Origin of the sequence: Vibrio sp. SCSIO 43137 (assembly GCF_028201475.1) — a bacterium.
GTDB lineage: Bacteria > Pseudomonadota > Gammaproteobacteria > Enterobacterales > Vibrionaceae > Vibrio.
This window is the reverse complement of sequence record NZ_CP116383.1, coordinates 1,357,363-1,375,819: the sequence shown is the minus strand read 5'-3', so window position 1 is coordinate 1,375,819 and position 18,457 is coordinate 1,357,363. Positions and strand designations below refer to the sequence as shown.

The 18,457-nt window shown below is 47.1% G+C and carries 18 protein-coding genes; 8 read left to right on the top strand and 10 right to left on the bottom strand.

Annotated features, from left to right (window positions below):
• Positions 1–6 precede the first annotated feature (6 nt).
• The 5 genes from paaD to paaZ form a co-directional block, all read right to left on the bottom strand.
• Positions 7–513, bottom strand: coding sequence for a 1,2-phenylacetyl-CoA epoxidase subunit PaaD (paaD, locus tag PK654_RS06455; protein ID WP_271698376.1), 507 nt, complete (start codon positions 511–513; stop codon positions 7–9).
• An 8-nt stretch (positions 514–521) separates the two neighbouring features.
• Positions 522–1,280, bottom strand: a complete 759-nt coding sequence (gene paaC / locus PK654_RS06450) for a 1,2-phenylacetyl-CoA epoxidase subunit PaaC (RefSeq protein ID WP_271698375.1) — start codon at positions 1,278–1,280, stop codon at positions 522–524.
• Positions 1,281–1,290: 10 nt separating this feature from the next.
• On the bottom strand, positions 1,291–1,578 hold the full coding sequence (paaB, locus tag PK654_RS06445) for a 1,2-phenylacetyl-CoA epoxidase subunit PaaB (RefSeq protein ID WP_271698374.1): 288 nt from the start codon (positions 1,576–1,578) through the stop codon (positions 1,291–1,293).
• A gap of 75 nt (positions 1,579–1,653) precedes the next feature.
• Positions 1,654–2,583 carry a 1,2-phenylacetyl-CoA epoxidase subunit PaaA gene (gene paaA / locus PK654_RS06440; RefSeq protein WP_271698373.1) on the bottom strand — a complete coding sequence of 310 codons (930 nt, stop codon included), beginning with the start codon at positions 2,581–2,583 and terminating at the stop codon, positions 1,654–1,656.
• 181 nt (positions 2,584–2,764) lie between these two features.
• The gene (paaZ, locus tag PK654_RS06435) at positions 2,765–4,816 is read right to left on the bottom strand and encodes a phenylacetic acid degradation bifunctional protein PaaZ (RefSeq protein ID WP_271698372.1); all 2,052 of its coding nucleotides are present in this window, start codon (positions 4,814–4,816) and stop codon (positions 2,765–2,767) included.
• Positions 4,817–5,020: 204 nt separating this feature from the next.
• Here paaZ and PK654_RS06430 point away from each other — a divergent pair, with 204 nt between their 5' ends.
• The 3 genes from PK654_RS06430 to PK654_RS06420 are packed head-to-tail and all read left to right on the top strand — an operon-like array spanning position 5,021 to position 7,889.
• Complete coding sequence (locus tag PK654_RS06430) at positions 5,021–6,055, top strand: TRAP transporter substrate-binding protein (RefSeq protein ID WP_271698371.1); 1,035 nt, start codon at positions 5,021–5,023, stop codon at positions 6,053–6,055.
• A 9-nt stretch (positions 6,056–6,064) separates the two neighbouring features.
• Entirely contained in the window at positions 6,065–6,589 is a 525-nt protein-coding gene (locus tag PK654_RS06425) for a TRAP transporter small permease (protein WP_271698370.1), read from the top strand.
• Position 6,590: 1 nt separating this feature from the next.
• Complete coding sequence (locus PK654_RS06420; RefSeq protein ID WP_271698369.1) at positions 6,591–7,889, top strand: TRAP transporter large permease; 1,299 nt, start codon at positions 6,591–6,593, stop codon at positions 7,887–7,889.
• Between the two features lie 84 nt (positions 7,890–7,973).
• On the opposite strand, the gene argF is transcribed toward PK654_RS06420, so the two are convergent.
• Positions 7,974–9,020 (bottom strand): ornithine carbamoyltransferase, encoded by a 1,047-nt coding sequence (argF, locus tag PK654_RS06415; RefSeq protein WP_271698368.1) that lies wholly within the window; start codon positions 9,018–9,020, stop codon positions 7,974–7,976.
• 298 nt (positions 9,021–9,318) lie between these two features.
• Complete coding sequence (locus PK654_RS06410; RefSeq protein ID WP_271698367.1) at positions 9,319–9,924, bottom strand: TetR/AcrR family transcriptional regulator; 606 nt, start codon at positions 9,922–9,924, stop codon at positions 9,319–9,321.
• A 487-nt stretch (positions 9,925–10,411) separates the two neighbouring features.
• Here PK654_RS06410 and PK654_RS06405 point away from each other — a divergent pair, with 487 nt between their 5' ends.
• Positions 10,412–11,836 carry an APC family permease gene (locus tag PK654_RS06405; RefSeq protein ID WP_271698366.1) on the top strand — a complete coding sequence of 475 codons (1,425 nt, stop codon included), beginning with the start codon at positions 10,412–10,414 and terminating at the stop codon, positions 11,834–11,836.
• Positions 11,837–11,853: 17 nt separating this feature from the next.
• Positions 11,854–12,945, top strand: a complete 1,092-nt coding sequence (gene aguA / locus PK654_RS06400) for an agmatine deiminase (RefSeq protein ID WP_271698365.1) — start codon at positions 11,854–11,856, stop codon at positions 12,943–12,945.
• 68 nt (positions 12,946–13,013) lie between these two features.
• On the opposite strand, the gene PK654_RS06395 is transcribed toward aguA, so the two are convergent.
• Positions 13,014–13,280 (bottom strand): DUF1289 domain-containing protein, encoded by a 267-nt coding sequence (locus PK654_RS06395; RefSeq protein ID WP_271698364.1) that lies wholly within the window; start codon positions 13,278–13,280, stop codon positions 13,014–13,016.
• A gap of 218 nt (positions 13,281–13,498) precedes the next feature.
• On the opposite strand from PK654_RS06395, the gene PK654_RS06390 reads away from it, so the two are divergent.
• Both PK654_RS06390 and metR read left to right on the top strand, forming a co-directional pair.
• Positions 13,499–13,927 carry an META domain-containing protein gene (locus tag PK654_RS06390; RefSeq protein WP_271698363.1) on the top strand — a complete coding sequence of 143 codons (429 nt, stop codon included), beginning with the start codon at positions 13,499–13,501 and terminating at the stop codon, positions 13,925–13,927.
• Positions 13,928–14,026: 99 nt separating this feature from the next.
• The gene (gene metR / locus PK654_RS06385; RefSeq protein ID WP_271698362.1) at positions 14,027–14,938 is read left to right on the top strand and encodes an HTH-type transcriptional regulator MetR; all 912 of its coding nucleotides are present in this window, start codon (positions 14,027–14,029) and stop codon (positions 14,936–14,938) included.
• A gap of 131 nt (positions 14,939–15,069) precedes the next feature.
• On the opposite strand, the gene PK654_RS06380 is transcribed toward metR, so the two are convergent.
• Positions 15,070–15,270: a DUF4250 domain-containing protein gene (locus PK654_RS06380; protein WP_271698361.1), complete on the bottom strand. Its 201-nt coding sequence runs from the start codon at positions 15,268–15,270 to the stop codon at positions 15,070–15,072.
• An 85-nt stretch (positions 15,271–15,355) separates the two neighbouring features.
• Positions 15,356–16,036: a hypothetical protein gene (locus tag PK654_RS06375; protein WP_271698360.1), complete on the bottom strand. Its 681-nt coding sequence runs from the start codon at positions 16,034–16,036 to the stop codon at positions 15,356–15,358.
• A gap of 124 nt (positions 16,037–16,160) precedes the next feature.
• On the opposite strand from PK654_RS06375, the gene PK654_RS06370 reads away from it, so the two are divergent.
• On the top strand, positions 16,161–18,437 hold the full coding sequence (locus PK654_RS06370; RefSeq protein WP_271698823.1) for a YgiQ family radical SAM protein: 2,277 nt from the start codon (positions 16,161–16,163) through the stop codon (positions 18,435–18,437).
• Positions 18,438–18,457 lie beyond the last annotated feature (20 nt).

Below are 18,457 nucleotides of genomic sequence, written 5' to 3'. Positions count from 1 at the left end.
CTTACTTTATATGCATTTGAAGTAATCAAATGGTTCCTTGCATTCCCTGCACTGATAGTGAGCTTTACAAGCCGTTGAACCGAACTCGCTCACCAGTTTGCTGTCGCTGCTGCCACAAGACGGACATTGCGGGTTAGGGTTAATGGCCGTCTGCATACAGGCTTTTCTGTCCGGAGGAGAGATGCCGAACTCACGCAGTTTCTGCTTGCTCGACTCCTGCATCCAGTCAGTGGTCCACGCCGGATCAAGCTGAACCTCAACCACTACATCGTTATAGCCCTGCTTAGCCAGTACCTCTGAGATATCACTCATCAGCATGTCCGTTGCCGGACAGCCGGAATAGGTCGGGGTAAACTTCACTACCCACTGGGCACCGTTTTTTTCTACCCCACGAACCATTCCCAGTTCGCCTATGGTGATAACAGGGATCTCCGGGTCAGGAATGTCGCTCACCAGTTGCAATACCTGATGGGTTTCTGCATCGGATACTGTGTCTACGATTTGATTAACCATAGCAACACCTACCATTGCTGATTCGGATAGGTACGCTGCATATACTGAAGCTCAGCCAGAACAAAGCCCAGATACTCACTGTGTTTGCCCTCTTTACCGCCAGTGTGCGCATAGCGCAGCTCCGGCAGTGTCAGGTTGGATTTGCTTAAGTCCGCCTGCACGTTCTCAAGCCATTGCGCTTTTAGCTGACTCATATCTGCAATCACACCTGCCTCAGCGAGAGCCTGCTCTTCCGCGCCGGGAATAAACATCTCTTCGGTAAAGCTCCATAAGCTGTCCAGAGCAGCCTGAATTTTCTGGTTACTCAGTTCAGTGCCGTCGCCCAGACGCTCAATCCAGCCAGAGGTGTAACGCAGATGGTAAGAGACCTCTTTCAGGGATTTCTTGGCAATTGCCGCTAACTGCTCATCACTGCTCTGTTGTAGCGACTGCAGCTGCAGAATATGGAAGTGGTCGTAAAGGAACTGACGAACCACTGACACATCAAACCCTTCGTTAGGGCGCTCGGCAATCAGCAGGTTTTTATACTCACGCTCTTCGCGCAGATAAGCGTAGTCATCTTCTGTTTTGCCCTGACCTTCCAGTTCCGCTGCATACTGATAACAGTTGCGCGCTTCACCCAGCAGATCCAGACCGATATTTGCCCACGCCATATCGATTTCCAGCTCAGGCGCCACACCACACCACTCCGCCAGACGGTGGCTCAGAATAAGGTTGGTATCAGCAAGCTGCAGCAGATAGTTCACTTTGAGATGTTGTAAATCCATTTCCATCCCCTTACATGTGCTTTATATCTGACGGAATAATGTAGTGGCTGGCGTGTCGGTACACCTTATCTTCTGCAGGGTCGAAGAAAGGCCCTGACTCGCCCGGCTGAGAGGCGGTGATTTCTGATGACAGTACTACCCAGATTGAACACCCTTCATTACGGCGAGTGTATAAATCGCGGGCAGCTTCCAGTGCCATTTGTCCGTCAGCGGCGCGTACGCTGCCTACATGTTTGTGGTCTAAACCCTGCTTGCTACGGACAAATACTTCATACAGTGGCCAGTTAAATGAACTCATCTTGATTCTCCTTAATCTTTTTTATTTGGTTACGATAAACTCGTTGATGACTGCGCGCTCATTGGTTACAACGAACTAAGCCGCGCTATCCACCTGTTTCTTTGCATGTGCCAGTGCTGCTTCCCGCACCCACTCGCCTGACTTCCACGCCTCTCGCTTGGCTTTCAGACGGTCGTCATTACACATGCCGTAACCATTAATCACCTGATAAAACTCAGCCCAGTCGATAGTGCCGAATTTATAGTGACCACTCTCTTCATCCCATTTCAGATCTTCATCAGGAATGGTCATACCTAGGGCATGTACCTGATGAACTGTGTTATCGATAAATTTCTGACGCAGGTCGTCGTTGCTGACACGCTTGATTTTCCATGCCATGCTCTTTGCCGAATTCGGGGAGTCGTTATCGTTAGGACCGAACATCATTAGTGCCGGCCACCACCAGCGGTTGATAGCATCCTGCAACATGGCTTTCTGCTCTCCGTTGCCGTCAGCCAGCGCCCTGCACGCCTCATAGCCCTGACGCTGATGGAAGCTCTCTTCCTTACAGATACGAACCATGGCTCTGGCATATGGGCCGTATGAAGTGCGGCATAGTGCCACCTGATTGACGATAGCAGCGCCATCCACCAGCCAGCCGATAACACCGATATCCGCCCAGTTCAGTGTCGGATAGTTAAAGATGGACGAGTACTTCATCTCACCACTCAGCATCTTCTGATACAGTTCATGGCGCTCACCACCCAGTGTTTCCGCCGCGCTATACAGATACATGCCGTGGCCGGCTTCATCCTGAATCTTTGCCAGCAAAACCGCTTTACGGCGCAGCGAAGGTGCCCGTGTCAGCCAGTTTGCTTCCGGCAACATTCCCACTACTTCTGAGTGAGCATGCTGACCAATCTGACGTATTAGTGTTTTCCGGTAGCCCTCAGGCATCCAATCCTTAGGTTCTACAGCAATTTCATCTGCTATCTTGCCATCGAACATTGTTTGCTCTACAGACATCACGCCTCCTTATGTGATACGCATTTTTTTATTTATTGATTATTACTGTATCATAAGAATAACATCCGACAACATTATATTTACATTTGACATGAAAATATATTCGACTTTGTAATATATTAACTAAAAACAGAGCCCGGAGGCTCTGTTTTAATTAGGGTTTTCTAATTAATGATAAAAATTAAAAATCGCCGTGCTTTCTCGCTACCAAGGTCAAAATGGTGTACAAGGCTACCGGTGACCCCTCCTGATTGGTCACTTCGACATCCCAGGCCACTACCCCCTGAGCCTGATCTTCAACCGTCTTCTGACGCTTCTTGATCTTGTTCTTACAAGTAAGGTGTACCTGAATGGTATCGCCTACTTTAACCGGCTCTATAAAGCGCAGCCCTTCCATACCATAGTTAGCCAGTACCGGCCCCGGAGCAGCTTCCACAAACAGCCCTGCCGCAGCAGAGATAACAAAATAGCCGTGGGCAACCCGCTCTCCGAACATGGAGTCTTTCGCCGCTATTTCATCCATATGGGCATAGAAGTGGTCGCCACTCAGGCAGGCAAAATTAACAATATCTGCTTCGGTAATGGTTCTTCTCGCGGTTGTCAGGGTTTCACCTATCGCCAGCTCTTCGAAGTACTTCTTAAACGGATGTACCACATCGCTGATGGTCTCAGCCCCTCGCACCCACGCTCTGCCGATATTGGCCAGCATGGTCGGAGAGCCCTGAATAGCGGTACGCTGCATATAGTGTTTCACACCACGAAGACCCCCCATCTCTTCGCCGCCACCAGCGCGACCCGGCCCGCCGTGCACCAGCATAGGCAGTGGTGAACCGTGTCCGGTAGACTCTTTAGACGATTGCTCATTAAGCACATGTAAACGGCCGTGATAAGCCCCCATATCAAGAGCCAGCGCAGAGGCGACTTCCGGCGACGCAGTAACAATACTGGCCACCAGACTTCCTTGTCCCATCTTAGCGATCTCTCCTGCCTGACTCAGGTCGCTATATGGCATCAAAGTACTTACCGGGCCGAAGGCTTCCACTGAGTGAACCTCTTCAACCTCAAGAGGATTACGGCAGCAAAGCAGTGTCGGCGGATAGTAAGCACCTTCCGCTGAGCCTTTAATATCAAGCTCCGCGTTATTGCCACCAGTCAGAATTTCACAATGGTTTGAAAGTGTAGTGACCTTCTCTTCCACATCGGTAACCTGTGAACGGCCAACCAGAGCGCCCATCTTGACGCCTTCAATAGAAGGATCACCTACGGTTACCTGCTCAAGCTTGCTGACAAGAGCTTTACCCACTTCATCCAGCATATTTTCCGGCACAATAACACGACGGATAGCAGTACATTTCTGGCCGGCTTTCACTGTCATCTCCCTGACAACTTCACGGATAAACTGCTTAAATTCCGGCATATCTGTGGTGACATCACTGCCGAGAATGGCGCAGTTCAGAGAGTCAGCTTCCATTGTAAACGGCACTGATTTAGCAATAATATTAGGGTGCGACTTTAGCATCTGCCCCGTTGATGCTGATCCGGTAAAGGTCACCACATCCTGACAATCTAAGTGATCAAACATATCGCCCACTGAGCCACAGACCACCTGAATCGCCCCTTCAGGCAGCAGGCCGCTCTCTTCCATCGCCTTAACCATGGCCTGAGTAAGATAAGCGGTATCCGTTGCCGGTTTTACAATTGCCGCAACCCCCGCCAGCCATGTCGGAGCCAGTTTCTCCAGCATCCCCCAGCACGGGAAGTTATAAGCATTGATATGTAACGCAACACCTTTTTTACTGGTGAGGAAGTGGCGGGCAGCGAAGCCGCCCTCTTTAGATAGGGGAATTAACTCATCTTCCGGCCAGATAAGATCATTCGGCAGCTCACGGTTGGCGACACCGGAATAGTTGAACAGAGTGGCAACGCCCCCTTCTATATCTATCCATGAATCCACCCGCGTTGCACCGGTATGGGCTGATAATTGATAAAACTCTTCTTTTCTGGTCAGCAGGTATTTGGCCAACTCTTTCATCATATTGGCTCGTTCAAGAAAGGTCATGGCTGACAACGCCTTGGTTCCCTTCTCCCTGCCGTACTCCAATGCTTCCTGGGTGTTCATTCCTTCTGAACTCACTTGCCACATAGGTTCACCGCTAATGGCACTCGAAACGGTTCGCACTTTCTCTCCGCCGAAATACCACTTCCCTGCTACGTAGCTGGCTAAATTTTCCATTTTATTTTCCCTCATTAAACAAACACTGAATCGCTGTTCTGAGTGCATGGAATCATCACACTCATCAATAAAAATTACTTTTTATTAACATTTAATATACACAAACCCATTTTTAAATGATACGCTTATTTTGCAATGTGATGCTAATGCGTGTCATTTAAAGAATGGATTCACTCACTACAGAGAATTGATAAAGGAATTGTTATGTTTAAATCAACTGTCGCGAAAAGCATGTCCGGATTACTCATCTCCACCCTTTTGGTTAGCCAGAGCGCACTGGCTCAGGTTCAGGAACTAAAAGTCGCAACCTGGTTAAGCCCGATGCAGACCATGAACGCAGATGTACTGCCTACATGGGGAAAGTGGATTGAGCAAGCAACGGAAGGACGCGTCAAAATCAAACTTGAGTACGATCTGGCCCACCCTAAAAGCCTTATAGAACTGGTTGAAGATGGTGCAGTTGATGCAGCATGGACCTTCCACGGTTATATGCCGGGTCGTTTCCGCCTGACACAAATCGCAGAGCTGCCGACTAACAAAGCCTCTGCTGAAGCGGCTTCTGTTGCTCACTGGCGGGTAAATGAAAAGTACTTTAAAGACTCTTTCGAATATGAAGGTGTTGAGCTGGCTGGTGTATTTGTACACGGCCCGGGTCAGGTTCATATGCGTGAGCCAATCAGCTCTCTTAAAGATCTGAAGGGCAAGAAAATGCGTGTAGGCGGCGGTATCTCAACAGAAGTCGGCAAACTGCTGGAAGTATCCGGTGTAAGTGCTCCGGCGACTAAAGCTTATGAGATGCTGTCTCAGGGTGTGGCTGACGGTCTGTTTATGCAGATGGATATGATGAAAGCGGCCCGCTTTAAAGATGTAGCACCATACAGCTACAAACTGCCTACCGGCCTGTATCTGGGTTCATTTGGTATCTTTATCAGCCCGCAGTTTATGGATAAGTTGTCAGAGCAGGATCGTCAGGCTATCCGCAGTGTGTCAGGCGAGAAGCTTTCTGCTCTCGCCGGTCGCTACTGGAATCAGGCAGATACCATTGGTGAAGCAGATATTATCGCATCAGGTTCTCAGGTTACCGATCTTTCACAGCAGGACATCAGCTACTTTAATGAGCTGACCAAAGGCCTGGATGAGAAGTGGATGAAATCTGTCTCTTCCCGCAAGGTTGATTCAAAAGCCGCTCTGACAGAGTTCCGTAAAATCGTTAGTGACTACCAGCCTCTGGAACTATAGGAACTGACCATGAGAGCATCTGTACTCTGGTTCACTAAGAGTTGGGAGTATTGCGCCCAACTCTTAGATACCGCACTCAAACTGTTCGCCAGCGCTGCCCTTATGTTTATGATGACGCTGACCTGTGTTGATGTAGCAGGTCGCTATCTGTTCGACAAGCCCGTTACCGGCAGTGTTGAGCTGACGGAAATTCTGCTCGGCTCACTGGTGTTTCTGACCATGCCCCTTGTGACATGGCGCAAAGAGCATATCAGCGTTGACCTTACTGACAGCATTATTCCCCGCGGCATTAAAAACATCAGGGATATGGGGTTTGATATTGCCGTTGCTGCCAGCTTGTCTGTTATCGGAGTAAAAGTCTGGGATCTTGGTGATCGTGCATTTCGCTACGGTGAAATGACGGAATACCTTGAAATTCCCACTTATTACTTTGTCTATTTTCTGGCTATTTCATGCTGGCTGACGGCATTAACCTCTTTGGTACTGGTGATTACCCGCCTGTATAACAAAGAATATAACAATCAAAAGGACTGATATGGATATCGCATTAATCGGTTTTGCGGCTCTGCTGATATTGATACTGCTGCGAATGCCTATAGCCTTTGCCATGGGTGTAGTCGGTTTTATCGGCTACGCCGCCTTAAGTGACTGGAACTTTAACGGCGCACTGACCGTAAGTGCCAAACGTCTGATAGATACGGCACAGGATTATGGGCTATCGGTAATCCCTATGTTTATTCTTATGGGTAACCTGATCACCCGCGCCGGTATGTCGCAAGAGTTATATAAAGCTTGTTACGCCTTTCTCGGCCACCATCGCGGTGGGCTGGCAATGGCAACCATCACGGCATGCGGTGGTTTCTCTGCTATCTCCGGCTCAAGCCTTGCCACTTCTGCCACCATGGCAAAAGTAGCTATGCCTCCGATGAGAAAGTACGGTTATTCTGACAGCCTTGCTGCGGCATCTATTGCCGCGGGTGGTACTCTGGGCATTCTTATTCCGCCAAGTGTGATTCTGATTATCTACGGTGTACTGACTGAGCAGAGTATCCGCGATCTGTTCGCCGCCGGTTTTATTCCCGGTATTCTCGGCATTGCCTTCTACCTGCTGGCAACCCGTTATGTTGTCTGGCGTAACCCTGAATCAGGCCCGAGTGGCAGAAGAATGTCGAAGGAAGAGAAGAGCGCAGCCCTTAAATCGGTGTCTGGCATCCTCGGCCTGTTTATGGTGGTGATGGGCGGTATTTACCTTGGGGTATTTACTCCCACTGAAGCGGCCGGAATTGGTGCCGGAGGTGCATTTGCTATCGCACTTTACCGCCGTTCGCTGACATGGAAGATCCTGCACGAAATCTTGCTGGATACCGCGCGTACTTCAACCATGCTGTTTGGTGTCATTATCGGCGCACTTATCTACTCCAACTTTGTTAACCGCACCGGTTTGCCTAACGAGTTGGTAGTCTGGATGCAGTCGTTTGGCGCAGAACCTTTGCTGGTTATTCTGGCCATAATGGGCGTTTATATCTTGCTGGGCACAGTGTTTGAAAGCCTTTCAATGCTGCTGCTGACGGTACCTATCTTCTACCCGCTGGTTGCCAGCCTTGGTTTTGACTTAGTCTGGTTCGGTATTGTGGTTGTGGTGGTGACTGAGATTAGCTTAATTACCCCGCCTGTAGGGCTGAATATCTTTGTGCTCAGTAGTGTGGTTAAAGATATAAAGACCAGCACCATTTTCAAAGGTGTGACACCTTACTGGTGTGCTGATATCGTCAGGCTGCTGCTTCTGCTGCTATTGCCTCCCCTGTCACTCTGGCTGCCAAGTGTTATTTCATAACTTATCGGCGGGCATAAAAAAGGTCTGGCGTTAAGCCAGACCTAAATGGAGCATCGATAAATTATCTATTATCACTATCAGTTATTATAGTTTTGCAAGAAAGCCTTCGATCTTCTCTTTGTGCTCAGCCAGTTTCTGTTCTGTCGGCTGCTGGATATGCTTATGAGTAAAGTAAACCAGAATCGCCATCTGTGCAGTCAGGCGGTTCTCTGCTTCATCAAATGCCACTGAGTATTCACTTTCCAGCGCACCACGAGTTACTTCTTCTTTGTCGTTTGCAGGCAGGCAGTGTAGCAGCATTGCACCCGGCTTAGCTTTCGCCATCAACTCTTCAGTGATTACATAGTCAGGCATAAAGGCGTTCAGACGCTCTTCTTTCTCATCCATCTGAGTAACCCAGTAGAAGCTGTCACCGTATACCACGTCACACTCGCTGATTCTTTCAACGTCGTCAGTGATTTCAATATGACCACCAGACTCTTTACAGAATGATTCAGCCAGATCAACCCACTCTTGTTCCATCTGATATTTCTTAGGACCAATCTGCTTGAAGCCCATACCGTACTTAGCACAAGTCAGCATTAGTGAACGACATACGTCAGTTGCGTCACCCATAAAGGCCAGCGTCATATCAGACAGAGTACGGCCGTCTGTGATGTGCTCTCTGATGGTGTAAAGGTCAGCCAGCATCTGAGTCGGGTGGAAACGAGTGTCCAGACCATTGATAACAGGAACCGTAGACATTTCAAGCAGGCCGTCTAGTGTTTCAGGGCTGTTAGTACGCGCCATAATGATGTCACACATACGGGAAAGTACACGTGAAGTATCATCGATAGACTCTTTACCACCCAGATGGATATCTTTAGGAGACAAGAACAGCGCATGACCGCCCAGCAGCGTTGCCGCAACTTCAAATGAAACGCGGGTACGGGTAGAACCGGCTTCAAAAATCATACCTACAGACTTACCTTTGAACAGCTGAGGGATAGCGTTATCTCTGCGCGCTTGTTTCAGATAGGTCATCAGTTCCATCATGTTGTCCATCTCCTCTACGGAGAAGTCTTTCATTGAAACCATATGTTCCATATGTTTTTTGTTTAGTTCAGTTGCACTAGAAGATGGCAGTTTCATATTCTCTGTTCCTTTTATACATCATTTTTAAAGTCAGAGTGCAGGTAACATCCTGACTCTATTTTTATTTACAGATTAGTTAAATAAGTAACCAATCCCGATGAAGCAAGTATCAGGAAAAACCGCGCTGAATTCTGAAACCAGAATCACTAATCGATTTAATCAGAGAGAGTTACAAAATTATCATGACACAAATCACAAACTAATTTTTGGCCAAGATAGTTTTTTCGATATTTGATTTTAATGGAGATAAAAAAAACGCCTGAATTAATCAGACGCTCTATTTTAAAATACTATTTTAATTAACTCTCTGCATGTATTTAGGTAAATAAGCACCTAAATAAGCCTCGGTTAATATTACCGCCTCCCGGGCCATTTCCGGTGCAATCTCACCATTTTCCCGGTAATTCATTGAGTAGACTTTATCGGCTACCTGCAGGGCAATTGCAAAAATATTCACATCCTTCGGAAGCTCCGGCAGTACAAAGAACTGACGGTATATCTCCTCTACCTTCTGCCCCAGTAATAGGTCATTTTGCGCATCAGCATGACGTACCGTCGCATAAGTGTGCTGGCCCAACAAGGTATGCTGCGCAAGGGGTGTCGACATATAATAGTTAACATATCCCTGCTCGATCATGCGGTTTATATCGCTCCAGTGATGGACCTTTTCCGCATCCACAGCACTTTCCAGAACGTTGAGAAAGTCGGAAAACACATCGTTCATTAGTTCGCAGATCAGAGACTCTATATTTGGGTAGTGATGATAAACCGTAGAGGCTGCAATAGCCGCTTCTTTAGCTACATCATAGATGGAGATTGAGTTAACATTTCGCTGGGACGCAAGGCTAATTGCTGCTTTATGTATTCTCTCAAGCCTTTGTTCTGTTGACTCTTTTTTCATAGTAAACCACCAACTCCCTAATTAAGTTATATACCAGCACCCTGTTACAGGCTGATTCAGCAGTGTATCAGGCATTAAGATATTAATGTACCACAAGTTCCCTCAACTCTGAGAAGGTAACCGATTGATTTAATTAATCGCTCATGAAATAAGCGGCTTTGTTACTCTCTGCTTAAAACATCCGCACTTACGCAATAACCACAATATCTGCATAGCTATTCGATATTGTGTTCTGCATTTTACCGATAGAATTATCTTTAACTTGCCACTGCATAAATTGATCAGAATCAATTTTCTCGCCTGAGATAGGTTAATTAGGTTTATTTATGGTCGGTATCACGTCTTACTCTCCAATTAATATATGAACACCGATAAGTGATTCTAATAACAAACTACTTTAATCAAACTAATTATATTTACAGCGTCTAATTGTAAATTAACTTCACTTGTAAATAACTTACTCGTGTGAATAAACACGGAGAATAATATGGAAACGCAAACTTCTGGCGGAAAAATGGGTGTCGGTAGTCTCGCCTTATTTAGCCTTTGTGCTGTAATTGTAGTTGATACATTAACAGCCTCGGCTTCAATTGGTGTAAGTTCTATCGGTTGGTGGCTAATAACATTAATTATTTTTGTTATCCCTTATGGCCTGATCACCTCTGAATTAGGTACAACTTATCCCGGTGACGGTGGTATTTATGACTGGGTAAAACAAGCCTTTGGTTACAAATGGGCCGTCAGAACAACCTGGTTCTACTGGATTAACGTAGGTTTATGGATGCCGGCAGTATATATCATGTTCGCTGGTATGTTTGCTGAGTTGTTCTTCCCTGATCTCTCTATGTTCGCCCAGATCGCTATCTGTATTGTGCTGACATGGCTGACTATCTGGATCTGTAACGTCTCCGTTGATGTCGGCGTATGGGTAACCAATGTCGGTGCCATTCTGAAGATCACTGTTATCTCTGTACTGGGCTTTGGTGGCTTTATCTATGCAGCTAAGAACGGCGTTGCAAATGAGTTTTCAATTTCAGCCATGATGCCTAGCCTTGATACCGGTGTTGCCTTCCTTCCAGCGCTAGTATTCAACCTGATGGGTTTTGAGCTGGTTGCAACTATGACCAAAGAGATGAAAGACGTACGCGACATGCCTAAGTCTATCTTCCTTGCAGCTGGTATCACTGCCTTCCTGTACGTATTCGGTACTGTTGGTATCCTGCTGGCGCTACCGGTAGAAGATATCGGTCTGGTTGCCGGTATTATCGATACCCTGCACAAACTATTTGGTGACAGCGCATTCGGTAACTTTATGGTTAACGCTATCGGTGTTATGGCTCTGCTTACCTTTATCGGTAACATGGTGACCTGGACTATGGGTGCAAGCCGTGCCGCAGCTGAAGCAGCAAGCGAAGGCGAGCTACCTGATGCTGTAGCGAAAATGTCTGAAAAATATGACACACCTGTCGGCGCAAACAACATCACAGGTATTATCTCGACTATCGTTATTCTGGCTTACGCAGTATTTGCGCAAGACAGTGACGAGCTATTCTGGTCAGTGTTTGCATTCTCAAGCTGTGTATTCCTGCTGCCATACCTGTTTATGTTCCCTTCATACCTGAAACTTCGTATCTCAGAACCAGAGAAAGAGCGTCCTTTCCGTGTTCCGGGTGGTATGGGTGTGCAGTGGGCTCTGAGTATTGTCTGCTTTATGGTCATCGCTCAGGCAGTAGTGCTGTTTATCTTCCCTGACCTAATCACAATGACGATTGACTGGGTATACAGTGCACCGGTCGCCATTGGTGTTGTGGTCACAATTTTGATTGGTGAGTACCTTCTGAAACTCGCAATCGATAAGAAAAATGCTGCATCCGCAGAACAATCCGATAATAATCTAACTCATAGCCATTAATGTAGGAGGCAATAAAAATGAGCAAAAGAATCGACTCTACACCAAGAAATGATGGCTTCAGAATGCCCGGTGAACACGAACCACAAGCAGCAGTATGGATGGCGTGGCCGGAAAGAACAGATAACTGGCGCTTCGGTGGTAAACCAGCACAAACAACCTTTGTTGAAGTAGCAAAAGCTATCTCTCAGACAACGCCTGTGATTATGGCAGTAAGTGCACAGCAGTTCGAAAATGCCCGCACTCTGCTTCCTGAGAATATCAAGCTGGTTGAGATGAGCACCGATGACTCATGGATGCGCGATATCGGTCCTTCTTACGTGGTTAACGGTGAAGGTGAGCGTCGCGGTGTCGACTGGCACTTCAACGCATGGGGCGGACTGGTAGATGGTCTGTATTTCCCTTGGGACAAAGATGATGCCGTCGCACAGAAGATCTGTGAAATTCACGAAGACGACAGCTACCGTGCGCCTATCGTACTTGAAGGTGGTTCAATCCACGTCGATGGTGAAGGCACACTATATACTACTGAAGAGTGTCTGCTGCACCCTAGCCGCAACCCTGACTTGTCTAAAGAAGAGCTTGAGCAGGTACTTTGCGACTATCTGTCAGTGGAAAAAATTGTCTGGATCCCGAACGGTTTATACAACGATGAGACTAACGGCCATGTGGACAACTTAATTCATGTGGTACGTCCGGGCGAAGTGGTTCTGACCTGGTGTGAAGACGAGAACGATCCTCAGTATGAGATTTCAAGAACGGCACTGGATACTCTGCTAAGCCAGACCGATGCCAAAGGCCGTCAGATTAAAGTGCACAAACTACCGATGCCGGGACCACTGTATATCTCTGAAGATGAAGCGAGCGGTGTTGATGTTTCTGAAGGTATGGAAAGAACGCCGGGTGAGCGCCTTGCAGGCTCTTATGCTAACTATCTGGTCACCAATGATCAGGTGGTTTACCCATTACTGGACAAGAAACTGGATGCGGAAGTGGAAACTCTGCTTAACAACCTCTATCCGGGCTATAAGATCACTGGTGTTGATGCCAGAGAGATTCTGCTTGGTGGTGGTAATATCCACTGTATTACTCAGCAGGTTCCAGCTGTCTGATTAAATCAGTAATCAAGAGCAGTTGACCTGATAAGCAAAGGGCAAAATAGTTTCTATTTTGCCCTTTTTTATTGCTGTTCTTCAGTTCCAAACAGATTCTGTTGCGGGCTTGCCGGTTCTGCCGGTGCTTCAGCCACTTTACGGTTCTGACGAATTTTACGCAGATAGCGCTGCTTACAGAGCTTAATGACATGGCGCTGCTGTGCCGGAGTATAAGAGAGCCAGTTAAAACGCTCTTCCCGTTTTCTCATACATCCTTTGCAGTAGCCCTTTTCATCTACGCTACACACCCCAATACAAGGGCTGGGAACGGTAAAAAACTCTAATTGTTCCATATCACTTCAACCCTTACTTCCCTAGAGGCAAATCTTTAATCAAGCAAGCTCAAAAACCATCAAAATCCCGCATTTTTTAAGTCACTTGGGTATATATAAATAGTAGCTGTTTGTGTAACTGTAAACAAATTCAGCCATTTAATTTACATTGTTCTATAATCAGGTCACTGTTTATAAAAAGATTAATTGTTCAGTCAGCCTGAGTGCCGGAGATTTCAATGAAAAAACAACTTGCCGTTCTGACCATACCACTTGTACTAACCGCCTGCTCATCCACCGGAGATCTTGCTCAGGTTTCCGCAGACGATCTGCAACACCATAACTGGACGCTGACAAAAATTGATAATGAAGTCTTTGTTACCCCAAATCTTATGCAGGCCCCTAACTTAGAGATTGGTGAGAAACTGACGGCCAACGGCAATGCCGGTTGCAATAATTTTTTCGGTCAGGGCGAGCTAAAAAATAATCAGTTCCGCATTACCGGTATGGGCATGACCATGAAAATGTGTATGGGTGAAGCAATGAAAACAGAAGCTGTGTTCGCTCAGTCTCTGGCAGAGTGGAACGACATTATTCTCACCAAAGAGAACTTAGTACTGAAAAACAGCGCTCATACCCTGACTTTCAAACTGAGTGACTGGAAGTAATCATCAATATTTTTAGACGTCTAGACGTTTACATTGCTTTTAAAATGCTTTAGTTTGTTAGCAGGATTAATGAGTTCATAAGGATTATGAACATCTCTCATGATTGAACTAAAGCATTTAAAGACACTGACGTCACTGCGGGAGACCGGCTCTCTCACCGCAACAGCAACGGTACTTCATCTTACCCAGTCTGCCCTTTCCCACCAGATAAAAGATCTGGAACAGCGAATCGGTGGACAGCTGTTTCTCAGAAAGACCCGCCCGGTTAAATTCACCCCTGAAGGCGAAAGGCTGCTAAAACTGGCTGATGAGGTGTTGCCTAAATTTGCTTTGGCGGAGCAGGAGCTGTTCAGCATGAAGGAAGATATTAACGGCAGGCTGCATATCGCCATTGATTGTCACTCCTGCTTCCAGTGGCTGATGCCGGCGTTAAGAGAGTACCAACTGGCATGGCCGGGGGTAACTCTGGACTTCTCTTCCGGATTCAGTTTCGAGCCAGTTCCGGCACTGGTAAACGGTGAACTGGACTTAGTCATTACCTCGGATATTATCCCCCGTGCTGATGTTCATTATCAGCCGCTATTTGATTTTGAAATGAAATTGGTAACATCAATAAATCACCCTCTCACCAGCAAATCTGCGATTACGCCGGACGATCTTGCTGATGAAATGTTTATCTCCTATCCGGTACAAAAAAACCGCCTTGATGCCTACAAACACTTCCTTCAGCCTGCCGGTATCGAACCGGTAAAATGGAAACAGACGGATAATACTCTAATGCTGGTACAAATGGTCTCTGCCGGATTAGGTGTCAGCGCCCTGCCCAACTGGGCGGTTCATGAGTTTTCACGGCAGGGATTGATTAGCAGCTTACCTTTGGGAGGGGGGTTATGGAGCCGGCTTTACGCCGCAGTGCGAAGCTCTGAGGCAGAGAAAAGTTATCTTCAGGCGTTCTTTAATACCGCAAGACAACAGTGCCAGAATAACCTTGAAGGCATTAAACTGGCCTAAGTTATAGCGACAATTCACGCCGGAAAACATAGAACATAAACACAAACAAACCCTCTGCGACTTCCTGCCTAAGAGGGTTTGTTTGTTGAAATTTCCCCGAAGATATTAACGGTGAAACAGATATTAGAAGATTACCGATGAAAGGACTTAAACTGGTTGGTCAGCGGATCATACTGGTAGCCCAGAATATCCAGCTTGCTGATCAGGCACTCAACATCGATTTCATAGCGACTGATTAAATCTTCAAAACTGTCGCACTCTAAACGCAGTTTTTCGTTCACAATACCGAGCAAAATGGTACTGTCAAAATGGTTCACATTGCTTAAGTCCATCGCGCAACTCCTTTATAGCTACCCTGCTATAAAGCTTAGTTGATCTGCGGGCAAGCTCAAGCAAGCCGTTTCTGTAGCAGACGACCTACAGCTGTAGCAGAGGCCAGAAACAGATCCCTGATATATAGATAAGCAGTAATGCCACTGATAGCTGTGCTTTGGCTGGTTTTACTTTACGGAACAGATGCCAGCACCAGGCCACCAAACCAGAAATCAGCAGAGCAAACCCTGACAAGAAGTTATTCAATACAGGTTCTATTGCTGCATCACTTAGTGAGATAAGCGGCAATGAAAGTACCAGTGCCCCCGCGATTCCACTCATCACTCCGCTAACCGGCAGTAACTGATGAAACGCTTCCAGCCGGCTTCTCGCCAACAGCAGATTAAGGTGAGCAAACAGGGCACCGGACATAGCGGCAAAAATAAACCAGAATAGCCCTGCTGAAACAGAATCAAACTGCTTTAACTGATAGCCGACAAACAGTAACGCCAGCAGATCAGCCAGCCACATCACCCAAAGCGGCCCCTCATCACGGGTTTTGCCGGTTTTTACCTGAGAATAGAAATAGAACAGCGCCGCTGAGATCAGAAATGCACTCACTTCTACAGAAGCAATTGCCAGCCATAATACGCCTGAAGCAGGAAGAAGTTTATGTACCCTTCCCCGCTGACCGGGGCAAATTTCGCCTTTTTGTAACACCAGAGTCAGAATGGTCTGAGCGACAAAAAGCATAGGGGCTAACAGGATAAGTGCAGAATATGTCATTGATTTTTACGGCTCTGAATTAAGGCGCAGGATAATAACATAATTCTCTATACCCAACTAACCTTAAGATTTGCTATTATGCCCGCCTCTTGAGTTCCGGGATTAAAAAATGCACAACGCAATCATGCAAAAAGAAGTCACAGCAATCTACGACTATAAGCCGTATTGGGCTGAGTGTTACGGCACTGCGCCATTTCTGCCTACCAGTCGCAAAGAGATGAAGAAACTGGGCTGGGATAGCTGCGACATTATTATTGTCACCGGTGATGCGTATGTGGACCACCCGAGCTTTGGTATGGCCATTATCGGCCGCCTGCTGGAAGCTCAGGGCTTCCGTGTCGGCATTATTGCCCAGCCTGACTGGAGCAATAAAGATGCCTTTATGGCACTGGGTAAACCTAATCTGTTTTTCGGCATCACAGCCGGAAACATGGACTCAATGATCAACCGCTACACAGCAGACCGCAAACTACGCCACGACGATGCCTATACTCCGGGTAACGAAGGCGGAAAGCGGCCAGACAGAGCCGTACTGGTTTACTCTCAGCGTTGTCGTGAAGCATATAAAGAGACACCTATAGTTTTAGGCGGTATTGAAGCCAGCCTGAGACGAATTTCCCACTACGATTACTGGTCAGATAAAGTGCGCCGTTCAGTTCTGTTTGATGCCAAAGCGGATATCCTGCTATTTGGTAATGCAGAGCGTGCCCTGATTGAGGTTGCCCATCGTCTGGCTGGCGGTGAGCCGGTCTCACAACTGACCCGTATCCGCGGTACGGCAGTGAATCTGGCTCAGGAGCCGGAAGATTTCACCATTATTGACTCTTCAAGAATTGAAAAACCGGGCAAACCTTTTGTACCGGTCAATCCGTACCAGACTGAAGAGAAGTGTGAGAAGAAAGACGAAGATCAGGCGGCAAAGCCGATAGTTATTCGCCCTTCCCGACACGATGCCAAAACGACCGCTGTACGCCTGCCGCCATTTGAAAAACTGAATAATGACCGCATTCTCTATGCCCATGCCAGCAGAGTAATGCATCTGGAAACCAACCCTTATTCCGGCCGCGCCCTGATACAGAAACACGGTAACCGTGAGCTATGGGTTAACCAACCGCCGATCCCGTTGTCTACGGAAGAGATGGACTATGTATTCGGCCTGCCTTTTGCCCGTGTCCCTCACCCTATGTATGGTAAGGCGAAGATACCAGCTTATGAAATGATCAAAACCTCGGTCAATATTATGCGTGGCTGTTTTGGTGGTTGCTCGTTCTGTTCTATTACCGAACACGAAGGTCGTATCATTCAGAACCGTTCTCAGGAATCTATTCTGAATGAACTGGAAGAGATCCGCGATAAAGTACCCGGTTTTACCGGCACCATTTCTGATCTTGGTGGCCCGACAGCGAACATGTATCGCCTTGGTTGTTCCGACCCTAAAGCGGAAGAGAACTGTCGTCACCCGTCTTGTGTGTTCCCACGCATCTGTAACAAGCTGAATACTGATCATAAACATCTGATCGATCTTTATCGTGCTGCGCGTAATGTTAAAGGGGTTAAGAAAATAATGATCGCTTCAGGCGTTCGTTATGATCTTGCTATTGAATCACCTCAGTATGTAAAAGAGCTGGTTACTCACCATGTCGGTGGCTATCTGAAAATTGCACCTGAGCATACAGAAAAAGGCCCGCTGGATAAGATGATGAAACCGGGAATGGGGACTTATGACACCTTTAAAGAGATGTTCCAGAAGTACAGTGCCGAAGCGGGTAAAAAGCAGTATCTGATCCCTTACTTTATCTCCGCCCACCCGGGGGCAGAAGATGAAGATATGCTTAATCTGGCGCTATGGCTGAAAGCAAATGACTTTGAGTGCGATCAGGTTCAGAACTTCTATCCGTCACCTATGTGTAACGCCACAGCCATGTACTACTCAGAAACAAACCCTCTGAAACGGGTTAAGTACAAAAAGCGCGAAGAGGTGCCTGTTGCTAAAGGTGAACGTCAGCGCCGGCTGCATAAAGCCCTGCTCCGTTATCACGATCCTGATAACTGGCCAATGCTGCGTGAAGCTCTGATCAATATGGGTAAAGCGCACCTTATTGGCGATAAAAAAGGTTGCCTGATACCGGCAGAAGATAATAACGCTAAAACACCGGCACAAAGAAGACGCTCAGGGCGTCATGGGGCAAACCGTTTTGCCACTAAGCACACTAAAGGACAACCGGATATCCGTACCGACAAAAAACAGGGTGGTAAAGGCCGCGCTGGTGACAACCGGACTAACGAACGCGGTAACGGAACGAATAACCGTAATTCAGGCGGAAACAAACCGGCAGGTCATAAGCCAAAAGGCAAACCATTCACAGCGAAAACCGGTAAGAAGCCGGCGAAAAGAAAATAACCAATATGCTGTAACAGGCC